This window comes from Mesorhizobium sp. WSM4989, assembly GCF_029625795.1.
Lineage (GTDB): Bacteria > Pseudomonadota > Alphaproteobacteria > Rhizobiales > Rhizobiaceae > Mesorhizobium.
In genome coordinates, this window is the sequence record NZ_JARTVN010000003.1 from 116,049 (window position 1) to 132,778 (window position 16,730).

At 64.3% G+C, this 16,730-nt stretch carries 17 protein-coding genes and 1 tRNA gene; 7 read left to right on the forward strand and 11 right to left on the reverse strand.

Going from position 1 to position 16,730, the window contains the following annotated elements; genetic code table 11:
- Window positions 1–39: 39 nt before the first annotated feature.
- From P9217_RS25345 to P9217_RS25355, 3 genes are read right to left on the reverse strand one after another with little or no spacing between them, the layout of a single operon-like run.
- Window positions 40–930 (reverse strand): transporter associated domain-containing protein, encoded by an 891-nt coding sequence (locus tag P9217_RS25345; protein WP_278087983.1) that lies wholly within the window; start codon window positions 928–930, stop codon window positions 40–42.
- Window positions 927–2,048 carry a 3-dehydroquinate synthase gene (gene aroB, locus P9217_RS25350; protein ID WP_067319186.1) on the reverse strand — a complete coding sequence of 374 codons (1,122 nt, stop codon included), beginning with the start codon at window positions 2,046–2,048 and terminating at the stop codon, window positions 927–929. Before aroB ends, P9217_RS25345 begins: the two co-directional genes overlap by 4 nt.
- Window positions 2,045–2,659 (reverse strand): shikimate kinase, encoded by a 615-nt coding sequence (locus tag P9217_RS25355; protein WP_127217381.1) that lies wholly within the window; start codon window positions 2,657–2,659, stop codon window positions 2,045–2,047. The genes aroB and P9217_RS25355 overlap by 4 nt, the downstream gene beginning before the upstream one ends.
- 206 nt (window positions 2,660–2,865) lie before the next feature.
- Between P9217_RS25355 and P9217_RS25360 the strand changes: the two genes are divergently transcribed.
- From P9217_RS25360 to P9217_RS25380, 5 genes are all read left to right on the forward strand, one after another.
- The gene (locus P9217_RS25360) at window positions 2,866–3,018 is read left to right on the forward strand and encodes a histidine kinase (protein WP_066990358.1); all 153 of its coding nucleotides are present in this window, start codon (window positions 2,866–2,868) and stop codon (window positions 3,016–3,018) included.
- Between the two features lie 9 nt (window positions 3,019–3,027).
- On the forward strand, window positions 3,028–3,942 hold the full coding sequence (locus P9217_RS25365; RefSeq protein WP_127403979.1) for a site-specific tyrosine recombinase XerD: 915 nt from the start codon (window positions 3,028–3,030) through the stop codon (window positions 3,940–3,942).
- A 99-nt stretch (window positions 3,943–4,041) separates the two neighbouring features.
- A complete protein-coding gene (locus P9217_RS25370; RefSeq protein WP_067319192.1) occupies window positions 4,042–4,992 on the forward strand; it encodes an acetyl-CoA carboxylase carboxyltransferase subunit alpha in 951 nt (316 codons plus the stop codon).
- Between the two features lie 300 nt (window positions 4,993–5,292).
- Window positions 5,293–6,612, forward strand: a complete 1,320-nt coding sequence (locus P9217_RS25375) for a murein L,D-transpeptidase family protein (RefSeq protein WP_127215955.1) — start codon at window positions 5,293–5,295, stop codon at window positions 6,610–6,612.
- A gap of 12 nt (window positions 6,613–6,624) precedes the next feature.
- Window positions 6,625–6,864: a sulfurtransferase TusA family protein gene (locus P9217_RS25380; protein ID WP_066990371.1), complete on the forward strand. Its 240-nt coding sequence runs from the start codon at window positions 6,625–6,627 to the stop codon at window positions 6,862–6,864.
- Window positions 6,865–6,883: 19 nt separating this feature from the next.
- Here the strand turns inward: P9217_RS25380 and P9217_RS25385 are convergent, their stop codons facing one another.
- Together P9217_RS25385 and P9217_RS25390 are read right to left on the reverse strand one after the other, a co-directional pair.
- Window positions 6,884–7,996 (reverse strand): GTP-binding protein, encoded by a 1,113-nt coding sequence (locus tag P9217_RS25385; protein WP_278087982.1) that lies wholly within the window; start codon window positions 7,994–7,996, stop codon window positions 6,884–6,886.
- The gene (locus tag P9217_RS25390) at window positions 7,993–9,165 is read right to left on the reverse strand and encodes a D-alanyl-D-alanine carboxypeptidase family protein (protein ID WP_278087981.1); all 1,173 of its coding nucleotides are present in this window, start codon (window positions 9,163–9,165) and stop codon (window positions 7,993–7,995) included. Before P9217_RS25390 ends, P9217_RS25385 begins: the two co-directional genes overlap by 4 nt.
- A 215-nt stretch (window positions 9,166–9,380) precedes the next feature.
- Between P9217_RS25390 and P9217_RS25395 the strand changes: the two genes are divergently transcribed.
- Window positions 9,381–10,544: a M20 aminoacylase family protein gene (locus P9217_RS25395; protein ID WP_278087980.1), complete on the forward strand. Its 1,164-nt coding sequence runs from the start codon at window positions 9,381–9,383 to the stop codon at window positions 10,542–10,544.
- Window positions 10,545–10,643: 99 nt separating this feature from the next.
- Window positions 10,644–10,720 (forward strand) — tRNA-Arg (locus P9217_RS25400).
- A 134-nt stretch (window positions 10,721–10,854) separates the two neighbouring features.
- On the opposite strand, the gene ugpC is transcribed toward P9217_RS25400, so the two are convergent.
- The 6 genes from ugpC to P9217_RS25430 form a co-directional block, all read right to left on the reverse strand.
- A complete protein-coding gene (ugpC, locus tag P9217_RS25405; RefSeq protein WP_278087979.1) occupies window positions 10,855–11,913 on the reverse strand; it encodes a sn-glycerol-3-phosphate ABC transporter ATP-binding protein UgpC in 1,059 nt (352 codons plus the stop codon).
- Window positions 11,914–11,949: 36 nt separating this feature from the next.
- Window positions 11,950–12,771 (reverse strand): carbohydrate ABC transporter permease, encoded by an 822-nt coding sequence (locus P9217_RS25410; protein ID WP_082953638.1) that lies wholly within the window; start codon window positions 12,769–12,771, stop codon window positions 11,950–11,952.
- Window positions 12,772–13,710, reverse strand: a complete 939-nt coding sequence (locus tag P9217_RS25415) for a sugar ABC transporter permease (protein WP_095799868.1) — start codon at window positions 13,708–13,710, stop codon at window positions 12,772–12,774. It abuts the gene before it with no gap.
- Entirely contained in the window at window positions 13,710–15,047 is a 1,338-nt protein-coding gene (locus P9217_RS25420) for a sugar ABC transporter substrate-binding protein (RefSeq protein ID WP_127247141.1), read from the reverse strand. The genes P9217_RS25415 and P9217_RS25420 overlap by 1 nt, the downstream gene beginning before the upstream one ends.
- Before the next feature lie 61 nt (window positions 15,048–15,108).
- Complete coding sequence (locus P9217_RS25425) at window positions 15,109–15,768, reverse strand: GntR family transcriptional regulator (RefSeq protein WP_127247142.1); 660 nt, start codon at window positions 15,766–15,768, stop codon at window positions 15,109–15,111.
- A 22-nt stretch (window positions 15,769–15,790) separates the two neighbouring features.
- Complete coding sequence (locus P9217_RS25430) at window positions 15,791–16,675, reverse strand: dihydrodipicolinate synthase family protein (RefSeq protein ID WP_127247143.1); 885 nt, start codon at window positions 16,673–16,675, stop codon at window positions 15,791–15,793.
- Between the last annotated feature and the right edge of the window lie 55 nt (window positions 16,676–16,730).

A 16,730-nucleotide genomic window follows, 5' to 3' on the forward strand; every position in this document is an offset into this window, starting at 1 on the left:
GCCCTTTGCAGGCCGGTCTCACCTGAAGATCGGCACACCCTAACCTTCGCCGGCGGGCCGGATCCTCAACCTTGCTATGCGGTTCTTGTCGCGCTTCATCACCACGAAACGCTTGCCGTGGAAGGTGAAGGCCTGCTTCTCATCTGGGATCGTCTGCGTCTCGTGGATGACTAGGCCGGCGATCGTCGTCGCCTCCTCGTCCGGCAGATCCCAGTCGAGCGCCCGATTGAGGTCGCGAATCGCCACCGTGCCGTCGACGACGACCGAGCCGTCGGCCTCCTGCTTGACGCCTTGCATGTCGACATCGTGCTCGTCCGCGATCTCGCCGACGATCTCCTCGATGATGTCTTCCAGCGTCACCAGCCCTTCCATCTCGCCATACTCGTCGACGACGATGGCGAAATGCGCCTTGCGCCGCAGGAAGGCGTTGAGCTGATCCTGCAAGGTGGTGGTGTCGGGCACGAACCATGGCTTCGACGCGATCTTTGTTACGTCGATCTTGGAAAAGTCGTTGCCGACCTCGTTGAGCGCCCGCAGCAGATCCTTGGCATGCAGCACGCCGACGATGTTGTCGAGCGAGCCTTTCCAGAGCGGCATGCGGGTATGCGGGCTCTGCAGAATCTCGCGCACCACCATTTCCGGCGGATCGTCGGCGTTGACCGAGCGCATGTTGGTGCGGTGGACCATCACGTCCGAAACCTCGAGCTCCTCGAGTTCGAAAAGCGCGCCCAGCCGGTTGCGATCCTCGCGCGCCTGCCCGCTGCGGCGGGTCTCGTCGCCGTTCTCGTCCGGCTCATCCTGCTCGGGCTCCGTCGGTTCGATCGGCCGCAGACTGTAGCCGAGCGCCGCGAAGAGCCGCGTGCGCAAGAGAAACGCCAGCACGATCACGGCGGCAAAGACGGCTGCGGCGATCCAGCCGAAGTCGATCATCCGGGATGGCTCGCCTTGAGGAAGGACAGCACTTCGGAGGGCGGCACGTCCTTGGCGATAAAGGCCTGGCCGACGCCGCGCGTCAGGATGAAGGTAAGCGCGCCGCGCGACACCTTCTTGTCCTGGGTGATGAAGCCAAGCAGCGTCTCGGCATCCGGCAGTTGGCCCGCTATGTCGGCCATCCGCCAGGGCAGGCCGACGGCGCGAAGGTGCGCCTCGACGCGCTCCGCGTCGTCCGGGCTCGCTAGATTGAGACGCGCCGAGAAGCGGTGCGCCAGCGCCATGCCGATGGCGACCCCCTCCCCATGGACGAGACGGGCACCGTCATAATTCGTGGCGGCTTCGAGCGCATGGCCGAATGTGTGGCCGAGATTGAGCAGCGCGCGGTCGCCGGTCTCGAACTCGTCGCGGGCGACCACATCGGCCTTGGCGCGGCAAGCCTCGGCGATGGCTTCGGTCCGCTCCGGGCCGCCGGCGAACACCTTTTGCCAGTTCTCCTCCAGCCAGGCGAAGAAGCCGGGACGGTCGATTAGCCCGTATTTGGCGAGTTCGGCATAGCCGGCGCGGAATTCGCGGATCGGCAAAGTGTCGAGCACACCGGTGTCGGCAAGCACCAGTTTTGGCTGGTTGAAGACCCCGACCAGGTTCTTGCCGCGCGCGCTGTTGATGCCCGTCTTGCCGCCGACGGAAGAATCGACCTGCGCCAGCAGCGATGTCGGCACCTGCACGAAGTTCATCCCGCGCCGCACGATGCCGGCGGCGAAGCCGGCAAGATCGCCGATGACGCCGCCGCCAAGTGCCACGACGACATCGCGCCGTTCGAGCTTGGCGGCGAGCACGCCGTCGACGACCTCTTCGAGGTGGGTGAAGCTCTTGGTCTTTTCACCGGCCGGCAGGGTGATGACGGCGGCCTCGATGCCGCCTTTTTCCAGGCCGGCCTGCAGCGTTTCGAGATGCGCTGCGGCGACGTTCTCGTCGGTGACGATGGCCGCACGCGTGCCGGGAAGGCGGCCTGCGATTTCGGTTCCTGAGCCGGAAAGCAGGCCGGGCCCGATAAGTATGTCATAGGCACGGTCGCCGAGTCCGACCTCGACCTTCACCGGTTCGCTATGGCTCAAGGCTCCACCTCGTCGTCACTGGTGGCGATTGGCGCGATCCCAAGGTAAGCGCAAAGCGCGCATACCACCTCGCTGGCGATGACTTCCTTGCGGTCGTCGCGGGTCGAAACCGTGAGGTCGGCGGTGGCATAGACCGGGTAGCGCTCGCCCATCAGCTTCTCCAGCACGCCGCGCGGATCCGGATTCTTCAACAGCGGCCGGTTCTGCTTCTTCGAAACCCGCTCCATCAGGAGATCGAGATCGGCCTTCAGCCAGACCGAGACGCCATGCGCATCGATCGCCTCGCGCGTCTGCGCGTTCATGAAGGCGCCGCCGCCGGTCGAAAGCACCTGCGGGCCGTTTTCGAGCAGACGCAAGATGACCCGCTGCTCCAGCGCCCGGAACTCAGGTTCGCCGTAACGCTCGAACAGCTCCGGCACGGTCATGCGCGATACGCTCTCGATCTCCTGGTCGCTGTCGATGAAGGGCAGGGAAAGCATTGTCGCCACCTTGCGGCCGATTGCGGTCTTGCCGGCGCCCATCAGGCCGACGAAGACGATCGAGCGGCTGCCGAGCCGCTCGAGCAGCGCGACACGGCCTTCGTCCGGCGGATTTGCTGGCAGCGCGTTCATGCGGAACCCTCTTTGCGCCGTATCGACATCAAAAGCCCGTTTGCGTCAAGCAGGCCGCCGCAGGCGGGCCAGATCGCCCCTCTTCCGTCGAGAAGCTTCCTCGACAAATCCTCTGCCCGAGCCCTTCGTCCTTGAATTGGCCGGAATGGCGTCCCATAAGGGCACAGGGTTTGGAATCGCAGAACAAGAAGACGGGCGAAGACTGAATGCCGACATTGTTTCGCTTTGTCGTGACGCTGGCGGTTCTTGCAGGCGTCGCTTATGGCGCGATGTTCGCGCTGGCGATGTTCGTGGAGCCGAAAAAGGCCGAAATGAGCGTGCGCATTCCCGCGGAAAAGCTCAATCCGAAGAAGAACTGACCCGGCCAAATGAACAGCGCGGCCCGCATCGAAGCCTTTCTGGAGATGATGAGCGCCGAGCGGGGTGCGGCCGAGAACACGCTTTCCTCCTACCGACGCGACCTCGAAGACGCCTCCGAAGCTATCGGTGGCGGCCTGGCCGGAGCGGCAGCCGCCGACATCCGCGCCTATCTGGACGACATCGCGGCGCGTGGCTTCGCGCCGACCTCGCAGGCGCGCAAATTGTCGGCGATCCGCCAATTCTTCAAATTCCTCTATGCCGAGGGCCTGCGCGGCGACGACCCGACCGGCACGCTGGACAGCCCGAAGAAGGGCCGGCCGCTGCCGAAGACCATGACCGAGGCTGAGACGGGCCGCCTGGTCGACCGCGCGGCCGAGGAGGCGGGCGGGGCCGCGCCCGACGGCGACCGGTTGGCGGCGCTGCGCCTGCACGCGCTGGTCGAGGTGCTCTATGCCACGGGCCTGCGCGTTTCCGAGCTTGTCGGTCTGCCGGTGACGGTGGCGCTGCGCGACGACCGTTTCTTCATGGTGCGCGGCAAGGGCGACAAGGAGCGCATGGTGCCGCTGTCGGCCAAGGCGCGCGCCGCGATGCGGGCGTGGCTTGCCGCCAGGGCGGGGGTGCCGGCCTACGCCGACAGCCCGTTCCTGTTCCCAGCCTCTTCCGACAGCGGTCATCTCTCCCGGCAGGTTTTCGCACGCGATCTCAAAGGCTTGGCGGCGCGGGCCGGCATCGCCTCGACCAAGATCTCGCCGCATGTCCTGCGCCACGCCTTCGCCAGCCACCTCCTGCAGAACGGTGCGGATCTCAGGGCCGTGCAGCAACTGCTTGGCCACGCCGATATCTCCACCACGCAGATCTACACTCATGTGCTGGAGGAGCGGCTGGTGCGGCTGGTCAACGATCATCATCCGCTTGCCGACTAGGCTTCATACCGCTATGTGAGGGCGACGTTCCACCGCCCGGAGCCAGCATTTCCAGGGTTCCGCCAGCCATTGCCTTCCGACGGATCGGTCCGCCCCAGCATGTATAATTACCTCGATTTCGAAAAGCCGGTGCAGGATCTGGAACTCAAGATCCTTGAGCTGAAGAAGCTCGCGGAGAACGGCGAGGCGGTCGATGTCGCCGACGAGATCGGCAGGCTGGAGAAGCGTTCGCGCGATGCGCTGCGCGATCTCTACAAGGCGCTCACCCCTTGGCAGAAGGTCCAGGTGGCCCGCCATCCGGACCGGCCGCACTGCCTCGACTACATCAAGGGCTTGTTCAGCGATTTCACGCCGTTGGCCGGTGACCGCAATTTCGGCGACGACCAGGCGATCGTCGGCGGTTTTGCCCGTTTCCGCGGCGAGCCGGTGGCGGTGATCGGCCAGGAGAAGGGCTCCGACACGGCAAGCCGCATCAAGCACAATTTTGGTTCGGTACGGCCCGAGGGATACCGCAAGGCGGTTCGGCTGATGGAGCTTGCCGACCGCTTCAAGATCCCGCTTTTGACGCTGGTCGACACCGCCGGCGCCTATCCCGGCGTCGGCGCCGAGGAACGCGGTCAGGCCGAGGCCATTGCGCGCTCGACCTCAGCCTGCCTAGCGCTCAAAGTGCCGTCGATCTCGGTGGTCATCGGCGAAGGCGGCTCCGGCGGCGCCATCGCGATCGCCACCGCCAACCGCGTCTACATGCTTGAGCATGCCATCTATTCGGTGATCTCGCCCGAGGGCGCGGCCTCTATTCTTTGGCGCGACACCACCCGTTCCAAGGACGCGGCGACCAACATGAAGATCACCGCCCAGGATCTTCTCGAAATGAAGATCATCGATGCCATCGTTCCCGAGCCGATGGGCGGCGCCCAGCGTGCGCCGGAAACGGTGATTGCCGCCACCGGCGATCTGATCGCCAAGACGATGAAGGACTTCGCCGGCGCCAACACCGATTTCCGCGAGCAGCGCCGCGAGAAATATTTAGCGATGGGCCGCAGCCTTTGATGCATGTCGCGCAAAACTGTGCAGTGGTTTTGCGAAAACGACATGCATGAAAACAAAGCACGTGAGTCTGCCCCAGCGCCACCCGTTTAATTCGGCCGTTCGCCGCAACTATGGCGGCGATTAACAATTTCGCCACAAAAATGCCGCCGCATTCGGCTCAATGAAAATATCCGCGAGGGGTTGGCTATTGCTTGCGGTAAGGAATTTTCAAGGTTAACGGGCTTACGGTCCATTGGTGTTGAGCCTGCGGGCCGGCCATGCCGAGGCCGTTGGCCTGAGAGAAAAGACAAAGCCGTATCGATGTTTGCCAAGCTTGCCCGCACCGGAGTCCTTGTCGCCGCGATAGGCATCGCCGGCTGCAATGATTCGTCGATGAAGGATTTTGCGCCGGAGGCCAACAAGCCCCTGCCGGATAAGATCCTCGCCGACATGAAGGCCAAGGGTATGGTGCGCACCTCCTCGGTGATGGCGCGCATCTTCAAGGAAGAAGGCAAGCTGGAGATCTGGAAGGCCAAGACCAACGGCCGCTACGATCTCGTCGCCAGCTACGACATCTGCAAATGGTCGGGCAAGCTCGGCCCCAAATACACCGAGGGCGACCGCCAGGCGCCGGAAGGCTTCTACACGGTGCGTCCGTCGCAGATGAACCCGCGCTCGAACTACCATCTGTCCTTCAACATCGGCTATCCCAACGCCTATGACAGGGCCAACGGCCGCACCGGCTCCAATTTGATGGTGCACGGCGCCTGCTCCTCGTCCGGCTGCTATTCGATGACCGATGCCCAGATCGAGCAGATCTATGCTTTCGGCCGCGATGCCTTCCAGGGCGGCCAGACCGAGTTCCAGATCCAGGCCTTCCCGTTCCGCATGACCGCCGCCAACATGGCGCGCTACCGCAACGACCCGAACTACGAGTTCTGGAAGATGCTGAAGGTCGGCTACGACAATTTCGAGATCACCAAGGTGCCGCCGAAAGTCGACGTCTGCGAGAAGCGCTACGTCTTCAATCAGGCAGCGCCCGAAGGCGCCACTTTCGACCCGACAGGCCCCTGCCCGGCAATGACGCAGCCTGATTCGTTGAAAACGGCCTACGCCGACTACGAAAAGCGCTACGACGCCGCGTTCAACGCCGCGGTCAAGGGAAGCATACTACCGCCTAAGCCGGCCATCGCCGGCATCAAGGAAGCCAGCATCGTTTCCGACTGGTCCAAGCGCCGCGCCCGCGGCGAGCGCGTGCCGATCGACCCGCCGTCGATGAATGCCGACGGCTCGGTAACCGAGACGACGCGCATGGGCCGCATCGATTCCCCGCTCGGCCGCAAGATGGCCGCGCTCGACGCGGAGAAGGAGGCCAAGCGCAAGGCCGAGGAGCAGCGGCTTGCGGCGATCGAGGCGGCCAAGGCCGCGAAGGCGCAAGCGCAGGCTGAAAAGGCAGCCGCCAAGGCGCAGGCTCTGGCCGAAAAGGAAGCCGCCAAGCAGGCGGCTCAGCAGCCGGTGGTCACCGCGGGCGTCGAGGCGGCTTCCGCGCAACCGGCGCCGGAAACGCAGCAGGCGGCAAGTGCCGACGAAGGCACGGTCTCGAAGCTGAAGAAGAAACTGCTCGGCATGTTCGGCGGCTGAGATTTCTCGATCTTGGCCGGATCCGCCGCTACCTACGATCTGAAGGGGCTGAACTGCCCGCTGCCGGTGCTGAAGGCGCGCAAGCGTCTGGCCGCGATGCGGCCTGGCAGCCGTCTGTGGCTGGAAACCACCGACCCGCTGGCCGTGATCGACATTCCGGCCTTCTGCGCCGATGCCGGCCACCAATTGATCGAGACGGCGGCGGTCGACGGCGGCCATCGCTTCCTGGTCGAGCGCGGCGGCGCGGCATAGGCCAATCGGACCTCTGCAGCTACAGCCCGGCGATCGCCAGCGGATTGGCCTCGAGCGCCGCCCGGTCGGGCGTGTCGATCGACGGCTTGTTGGTGAAGGCGGAAAACAGCCGCTGGACATAATCTTCCGGCATGTCGAGCGTGATCAGCACCAGCCGCGTGCCGCGCTGTCCGTCGGGCCACGACGGCAGCCTGGCCGGCGGATGCAGGATCTTCTGCACGCCGTGGATCACCAGCGGCCGCGACGGATCCTCCTGAAGTTCGATGACGCCCTTCATGCGCAGCAGTTTCTCGCCATGCGTCGAGCGCAACAAATCGAGGAACATCTCGATCGCCGAGAACGGCACCGGCCCGTCATGGACGAGCGAGTGGGAGCGCACGCGGCCGTCGTGGCGGTGATCATGATGATGGGAGCCGTGTTCATGACCGTCATCATGGTGATGATGATGATGCGCCGCCTCCTCTCCGAGCCAGCGCCGCACGTCGGCGCTCTTGGTCTCGGGATTGTAGAGGCCGCAATCGAAAAGCGACGCTGCCCCGGTAGCGGGACCATTGAGGTCGAGCAGGACCGCGCTCGGATTTATCTGATGAAGTCGCGCCCGCAGGGCCTCGACGTCGCTTGCCTCGGCGAGATCGGTCTTGGTCAGCACGATGCGGTCGGCGACGGCCGCCTGCTTCACCGCTTCGACATGGTTATCGAGCGTGGCCGCCCCGTTGACGCCGTCGACCAGCGTGATGACGCCGTCGAGCCGGAAAGCCTGCACCAGCGCCGGATGCGCCATGATCGACTGCAGCACCGGTGCAGGATCGGCAAGGCCGGTGGTTTCGACCACGACGCGCGCCAGCCTGGCGATGCGTCCGGTCTGCAGCCGGTCGACGAGGTCGGCCAGCGTATCGACGAGTTCGCCGCGCACCGTGCAGCAAAGGCAGCCGTCGGAAAGCTGGATGATGCCGTCTGAGGCTTGCTCGACGAGCAGATGGTCGATCGCCACCTCGCCGAACTCGTTGATGATGACGGCAGTGTCGGCAAGCGCCGGATCCTTGAGCAACCGGTTGAGCAGCGTCGTCTTGCCGGCCCCGAGAAAGCCGGTGAGCACCGAGACGGGTATGGGAAAGCCGCTGCGCCCGGTCACGGCGAGTTTGCCGCCTTGGCCGGCTGATCCCCCTGCGCTGCAGCGGCAGCGGTTGCGGCGGGTGTGGCGCCGGCCGGCAGAGGCTTGTCGGGCCGCCAACTGGGCAGCGGCACATCGGCATAGTTCTGATCGGTCTGGTCGACGAAAGCCTTGGGCGCCGGCCCGGTGGCCCCGCCAAGGCCGACCGCGATCAGCGTCGGGTGATCGAGTTTCACCTGATAGGGCGATTTGGCCTTGTCCTTGGCGGCGACGGCAGGCGCTGCCTCCGACTGCTGTTCCTTCGGCTTCTTCTTGCAGATGTCGTCCTGCAGGTCGTTGGGCGACAGCGTGTCGCCATAGGGCTTGAGCGCCGCGAGCGTCGTCGACCCGGCCGCCGGAGCGTCAAAACCCTGGTCGAGCAGCTTCGCCGCCGCTTCGGCGCGGCTGATGGCGGATTTTTCGCCGAGCACCACGGCAACCAGTGTGCGGCCATCGCGCGTCGCCGAGCCGATCATGTTGAAGCCCGAGGAGCAGACGAAGCCGGTTTTCATCCCGTCGGCGCCGGGATAGCGCCCGATCAGCAGATTGTAGTTCGGGATCGCCTTCTTACCGACGGCAAGGCCCTCGATGGAGAACCACGGCGCATATTGCGGGAAGTCGTTGCGAAGCGCCGTCACCAGGACGGCAAGGTCGCGCGCGGTCGTGTACTGGTCCGGCGAGAACAGCCCATTCGGGTTGACGAAATGCGTTCCGACCATGCCGAGCCTGGCGGCCTCGGCATTCATGCGGTCGGCGAAGGCGGCCTGCGATCCGCCGATGTTCTCGCCGACGGCCATGGCGATGTCGTTGGCCGACTTGACCAGCATCATCTTCAGCGCATTGTCGAGCCGCATGACCGATCCGGGCTTGAAGCCCATCTTGCTCGGCGGCTCGCCGGCCGAATGTTTCGTCACCTTGATCGGCGAATCGAGCGCCACCTCGCCGGCGGCGATCGCCCGGAACGTCACATAGGCCGTCATCAGCTTGCTCAGCGAGGCCGGGTACCAGCGCTTGAAGGCGTCCTGATGCTCCAGCACCTTGCCGCTCTTCAGGTCGAACAGCACCACCGGATTGGCGCGCGCAGTGCCGGAAAGCATCGGCAGCGCCAGCGCCCCCGCAAGCAATAGGTTGAGGAAATGCCTTTGCCGCATGATCAATTCCGAAATCGCCTCTTGCCGTAGTTGCCGCTGGCTCCGTAAGATTTCGCTGCGCGATGGCCAGCATACTGCGGACCGACCCTCGACTCCGGGCCGCATTATGCGGTGCTATTTACCCTATGTGACGTCAAAATGGCAAAGCGCCAGACGATCACACTTGCCGGGCAGCGGCCCTGAATTGCCTGCCCCAACAAAGAAATGGAACGATTATGCCAATTCTCAACCGTGCCGCGGAAATGCAGGAAGAAGTCGCGGGCTGGCGGCGCCATCTGCACCAGACGCCGGAACTGAACTTCGACGTTTTCCAGACCGCCGCCTTCGTCACCGACAAGCTGCAGGCTTTCGGTTGCGACGAGGTTGTGACCGGCCTCGGCAAAACCGGCGTCGTCGGCATCATCCGCGGCCGTAAGGGCGAGGGTCCGGCCATCGGCCTGCGCGCCGACATGGACGCTTTGCCGATCAACGAGATCACCGGCAAGCCTTACGCGTCGAGCGTTCCCGGCAAAATGCATGCCTGCGGCCATGACGGCCACACCGCCATGCTGCTCGGCGCAGCCAAATACCTCGCCGAAACGCGCAATTTCGTCGGCTCCGTGGCGGTGATCTTCCAGCCCGCCGAGGAAGGCGGCGGCGGCGGCAACGAAATGGTCAAGGACGGCATGATGGAACGCTTCGGCATCTCGAAGGTGTTCGGCATGCATAACATGCCCGGCCTGCCCGTCGGCGAGTTCGCCATCAAGCCCGGCCCGATCATGGCGGCGACCGCCGAATTCACCATCACCGTCAAGGGGCATGGCGGCCATGCGGCGATGCCGCATGCCACGATCGACCCGATCGTAATTACCAGCCACTTGGTGAGCGCTTTGCAAACCATTGCTTCACGCAGCACCGATCCGGTCGAGGCCGTCGTCGTGTCGGTGACCAAATTCCATGCCGGCGATGCCTACAACGTCATACCGGAAAAAGCCGAGATCGCGGGCACGGTGCGCACGCTGAAAAAGGAAGTGGCCAGGAAAGCGGAGGAGAAAATCCGCGCCATTTGCGCTGGCCTGGCATCAGCCTTCGGCGCGACGATCGAGGTCGACTACGACCCCAACTATCCCGTCACTTTCAACCATCCGGAAGAGACGGCCTTCGCCAGCGATATTGCCGCCGGCGTCGCCGGCGACGCGAATGTCCACCGCGCCATCCAGCCGGTGATGGGCGGTGAGGATTTTTCCTACATGCTGGAAGCGCGCCCCGGCGCCTTCATCTTCATCGGCAACGGCGACACCGCCGGCCTTCACCATCCGGCCTATGACTTCAACGACGAGGTCATCCCGCACGGCATGAGCTATTGGGTGAGGTTGGTGGAGACGGCGCTGGCCGCCTGACCGCTTTGCACGGAGGCGACCTTCCCGGCCGATTGCCGCCGATCGGCCGGTAACGCCTCTTGGCGAACCGGCCCGAAGCGTTTATGTGTCGGGCCGCGTGGTCCCGTAGCTCAGTAGGATAGAGCGGCAGATTCCTAATCTGTAGGTCACAGGTTCGATTCCTGTCGGGATCACCAACTAAATCAAAGGGTTGGCTGACTTTTGCAATGCTCCCATGTTGCATTTTCTTGCAACTGGGCTCCCGTTGCTTTCCGTTCGCTCGAATCTCAAGCACACCCTGGCCGCCGCGGTGAGAGCGCGGGCAGGGCAATCAGATGCGCCGGCCGGTTTTGGCGTCGAACAGATGCGCCGAGGCGCGGTCGATCTCGATCCGCACGCTCTCGCCTTGCTTCAGCGCTAGCCGCTCGCGGAAAAGGCAGGAGATCACCTCTCCGCCGCAGTCGACCGTGGCGAAGATTTCCGAGCCGGTCGCCTCCATGAGCGTGACTGTGCCGGAGAGACCCTGGCCGGTCGCCCGGATATGCTCGGGACGAATGCCGTAGACCAGTTCCCTTCCCGCGGCTTCGCTCGGCCGGATGCCTTGCGGTAGCGGCAACGTCAGCCCACCGGCACTGCGGAAGATGCCCTCCTCGATGTGGCCGTGGATGAAGTTCATGGCCGGCGAGCCGATGAAGCCGGCAACGAACAGATTGGCCGGCCGGTCGTAGAGATCGAGCGGCGCGCCGATTTGCTCGACCAGACCGTCGTGCAGCACGACGATCTTGTCGGCCATGGTCATCGCCTCGATCTGGTCGTGCGTGACATAGATGGTGGTGGTGCCGAGCCGCTGATGCAGCGCCTTGATCTCGCCGCGCATCTGCACGCGCAATTTGGCGTCGAGATTGGAGAGCGGCTCGTCGAACAGAAACACCTGCGGGTCGCGCACGATGGCGCGGCCCATGGCGACGCGCTGGCGCTGGCCGCCGGAAAGCTGGCGCGGATAGCGGTCGAGCAGCTTTTCCAGGCCGAGAATGCCGGCTGCCCGCTTCACCCGGCTCGCGGTATCGGCCGGATCGGCTTTCTTGATCTTGAGCGCGAAGCCCATATTGTCCGCCGCCGTCATGTGCGGGTAGAGCGCGTAGTTCTGGAACACCATCGCGATGTTGCGGTCCCGTGCCCTGAGGTTGTTCACGGTGCGCTCGCCGATTGCGATCTTTCCGGCCGAGATCGTTTCCAGCCCCGCGATCATGCGCAGCAGCGTCGACTTTCCGCAGCCCGACGGTCCGACCAGGATGACGAACTCGCCATCGGCGATATCGACGCTGACATCGTGGATGATCCGAGTGGCTCCGAAAGCCTTCTGCACGTTGTTGATGCTTACCGATGCCATTGCGTATCTCCGAAAGAATGAGGGCGGATCAGGCGCTCAGCCACCCTTGACCGCGCCGGCGGTCAGCCCGGCGACGATCTGCCGTTGCGCGAACATGGTCAGCACCAGCACCGGCAGCGTCACCACCAGCGCGGCGGCGGCGAGCGGCCCCCAGCTCACCTGCTCGTAGGACAGCATGTTGTAGACCGCGACCGGCAATGTCCGCGTCTCGCGGCTGGCGAGCACCACGCCGAAGACGAAGTTGTTCCACGAGAAGATGATCGACAGGATGAAGGCGACGACGATGCCGGGCTTGGCGATCGGCAGCGCGACCAGGCGAAACACCTGCCACGAACTGGCGCCGTCGATGTTGGCGGCCTCCTCCAATTCCATCGGCGTCGTCTCGAAATAGCCGATCATCACCCAGACCACGATCGGCACCGTCACCACCAGATGGATGATGATCTGCGGCCAGAGCGTGCCGAGGATGCCCAGCCACTGAAACAGGAGGAACAGCGGGATGAGATAGGAAAGCCCGGGCGTCATGCGGGCGATCATGATGACGATCGCCGAGCGTTCCGCCTTGAGCCTGGCGATGCCATAGCCGGCCGGCACTCCGATCAGCAGCGCCAGCAGCGTCGCCGTGCCGGTCACCAGCACCGAGTTCCACAGATAGAGCAGGAAATTGTTCTCCTCGAACACCTTTGCGTAGTTCGACCAAGCGAAGCGCTCCGGGATCAGGATCGGCGGATAAGCGCCGTTGTCGATCTCGAACTTCAGCGACAGCGAGATCATCCAGAGGAAGAACAGGATCGCCGGCGAGACCAGCACCAGCGCCGCGAAGAACAGGCCTATCTTGTTGAGCAGCCGCGAGCTCACCTATTTGCCCTCCGTGTCGACCCATTGCGAGCGCTGGCGCAGCATCAGGAGGATGAAGGACAGGGCCACGATGACGATGAAGAACACCACCGCCATGGCCGAGCCGTAGCCCATGTCGTAATAGGAGAAGGCGGTGTTGTAGAGATAGATGTTGATTGTTTCCGATGCCGTGCCCGGCCCACCTTGGGTCATCGCGTAGATGATATCGAAGCTCTTGAGCGCATCGATCGTGCGGATGATGACCGCGATCATCAGAAACGGCGCGATCATCGGCAAGGTGAGGTAGCGGAACTGCTGCCAGGCATTGGCGCCGTCGATCTCGGCGCTTTCGAACGGCTCGCGCGGCACGGATGCCAGCCCACCCAGCACGATCAGCATCACCAGCGGCGTCCACTGCCAGGTCTCCACCGCGACCAGCGAAGGAATGACGGTGTTGGCGTTGAAGATCCACTCCTGCGCCGGAATGCCGACCAGCGACAGGAGATAGTTGAGCACGCCGAGCTGCGGATGGAACATCATGGTCCAGACCAATGCCACGGCGACGGGTGTGGCCATCATCGGCATCACGAAGACGCCGCGCAGCAGACCGCGCAAGGCAAACCTGGCGTCGAAGATGAGCGCGGCGACGGTACCGAAAAACATCGGCGCGACCACCGACAGGAAAGTATAGATCAAGGTATGCCAAAGCGATTCCCAGAACCGCGGATCGCTCGCCAGGCGCAGATAATTTTCCATCCCGGCAAAGCTTCGCGACTGGCCGAGCGTCCAGCTGTTGACGCTCATCCACAACGTGAAGGCCCAGGGAAAGACGATCACGGCGCCGACGACGACGAGCGCAGGAATGACGAAAGGCCAGTAGTTTGGAGCCAGCCGGATCGGCTGGCTCTCTTCGACGGCTTGCGTCGTCACCCCTGCGCGTTCCGGGGCGATGGCGGACATCAGCCTTGCTCGCTCCTGTCGAGAACCGGCTGGAACTGATCGGTGGCCTTCTTCAGTTCGTCGGCGGGATCGGCGCCGGCGATCATGTTGGTCAGCGCCACGCCATAGATGTCCCGGAACTCGGTGACCGGGATGATGACCGGCAGCGCCAGCCGGCTGATATTGCCTGAGCCGACCACGGCATCCAGCCAGCTCGGCGGCATGGTGACGCCTTCGCGCACCTTGGGGTCTTCCAGCACCGACTTGCGGAACGGCACGCCGGCGCCGGCCTGCAGCAGGCGCGCGCCCATGGCCGGAGAGACCGCCCACTGGCAGAACAGATAGGCCGCTTCCTTCTTCGCGCTGGCGGACGTGACACCGATGCCGTCGCCGAACGTGCCTGCGGCATGCGCCTTGGGTCCCTTCGGCATGACGCCATAGCCGACCTTGCCGACCACCCGCGACTTCTCCGGATTTTCCATCGGCGGTGCGAAGCCCACGCCATCGAACCACATGCCGATCTTGCCCTGCAGGAAGGCGGATTGCGCCTCGGCCCAGTTGAAGCCGGTGACGCCGGTAGGCGCGGCCTTGGTCATCAGCCGCTGGTAGAGGGCGGCAGCCTCGATCGCCTCCGGCGAGGTGGTGCGCAGCTTGCCGTCGCTGCCGAGCGGCGTCATGTCGTAGCCGAGCATCAGAGACGTCCACACCGGCGTGTTGGCGTTCTTGAGACCGCGTGCGACGAAACCGAAGGTGTTGCTTGAGGGATCCGTCAGCGCTTCAGCGGCGGCCACCAGCTGCTCGAAGCTCTCGGGATATTTTATACCTTTGGCGTCGAACAGCTCCTTGTTCCAGTAGAGGATCCAGTAGTCGACCGAGAACGGCAGCGAGCGCAGCACGCCCTGGCCGTCCTTGGCGAACTGGATGCCCGCCTCGGCGAAGTCGCTTTCGGTCAGCCCTGGATCGGTGAGGGCCGGATCGGCAACGAAGCCGGAAATGTCGGCCAGCCAGCCGCCCTTCTCGAACTGGCGCTTCTGCACATGGTAGCTCAGATGCACGACGTCGAAGCTCGGCTTGCCGGAGCTGAGCTCGATCACCGTCTTCTGGCGCTGCTGCTGTTCGGGTGTCGCCTCGGCATTGACCTTGATGCCGGTCAGCTTCTCGAACTCCGCGAGATTCTTCAGGATGGTGTCGCTGCGCGGGCTCTTGACTAGGTTGACGTCGAGCGTCGTGCCGGCAAAGCGCTTCCAGTCGACGCCCGCGGCGAAGCTCGGACGAAGACCGACGAGGCCGGTGGCGGCGAGAGCCGCGGTTCCCTGGAGCAGCTGCCTTCTGGTTGGACTGAATGGATTGGACGACATTTCTTCCTCCCGGTTGTCGTTGTCGATTACGCCACCACGATTGCGGCGCGGTTTTGCTTCCTCAAATCTGCAGCGCCAGCCGGCGCGCATTGTCGATGTGCTGGCTGATCGCCTCAACCGCCATCTCCGGATCGCGTTTCTCCAGGGCCTCGATCACCGCAAGATGCTCGCGCATGACCGGCACGACGCGACCGTCGATGCGGAACCGCTCCTGATGGATGAGCCGGATCTTCACCGAATTGACCAGATAGGCCTTGGCGATGATCTCGTTGCCCAGCGCGCTGATGAAGGTGTCATGCATGGCCCAGTCGATGTTCTGGGCCTTGGCTTCCATTTCGGGGGTCGGGGTCTGCGCCAGCGCTTGGGCGAGCATGTCCTCGTGCTCGCGCCTCAGACCCGCAATCTCGGCGTCGGACGCGTTGACGGCAAACAGCGCGACAGCCTCGCGCTCCATGAACAGGCGGAACTGGAAAGCCTCGCGGATCAGGCTGATGTCGATATGCGCGATCTGCATGCCGCGTTGCGGTATCGTGGTCAGCAGCCCCTCGGCCTCGAGCCGCGGCACGATCTCGCGGATGGCTCCGAGCGGCAGGCCGGTGAAGGCGACCAGCTCGCGCTGCGAAACGAACTGGCCGGGCCTGAGGTCGCGGGCCAGCAGATGCCGCGTGAAGCTGGCATAGGCCTTCTCCCTGAGGGTTGCCGGTTCGCTCGTGTCGTCCATGCCGATCAGCGCCCTCGCCGGTTCAGGCTGCCTGTGTCGCAAACAGCCTGTCGTAAGCGGCGCCAAGCTGCTGCCGTTCCTGCAAGGCTACCGGCTCGAGCGGCGGCCGAACCGTCAGCCAGCGTTCGTCGCCGGTCTGGCGCGCCACCATGGCCTTCACCGCCGGGATGACCGGATGCCGGAGCAGTTCGAGGACGAAGCTTTCCACGCGGGAGTCGTCGCGTCCGCTCTCGATCATGGCGCGCAGTTCGCCGGCGGCGAAATTGGCCATGCCGGAAATCGCGCCCTGGCCGCCGATCCGCACCGCCGGAGCCAGATGCCGTTCGTCGCCGATGAGGATGATCAGGTCGCCATGCGCCTTGAGCAGCGCTTCGCTGTAGCCCCAGTCTCCACCGGAATCCTTGACCCCGGCGACCACGCCCGGATACGCCTCGCGAAGCCGGCCGATCAGGTCGAGCGACAGCTGCACCGTCGTGACCGAGGGGATGTTGTAGAGCAGCATGCCGCGGGCCAGCGGACCGAGCGCGGCGAACACGGCGCCGAACCAGCCGAACAGCCCATCGTCACCGACATTCTTGAAATAGCTCGGCGGCGCCAGAAGGATGTTGCGGGCGCCGCGCTGCAACGCCTGGCGGCACTGCTCGGCAGCGTCCTCCGCCGCATCGACCAGCACGCCTGCAACGAGTTGGTCCGCGGGTATTCCCGCCGCAAGCATGGCATCGATGACCGCCTGCCGCTCCGCCGTACCGACGGAAGCGCCTTCGCCGGTGGTGCCGAACAGCGTTACGCTGCTGCAGCCAGCATCGAGACAGGCCTTAGCATGCTCGGTCATCAGCGGAACGGCGATCCGCCCGGCTGCATCAAAGGGCGTTGTGAGCGCAACCGACAGACCAAAGCGCGAACCCACCTGCAATTCTCCATTCATCAATCCGCGAGCAGGCGTAGCATACTGACATGTTAGT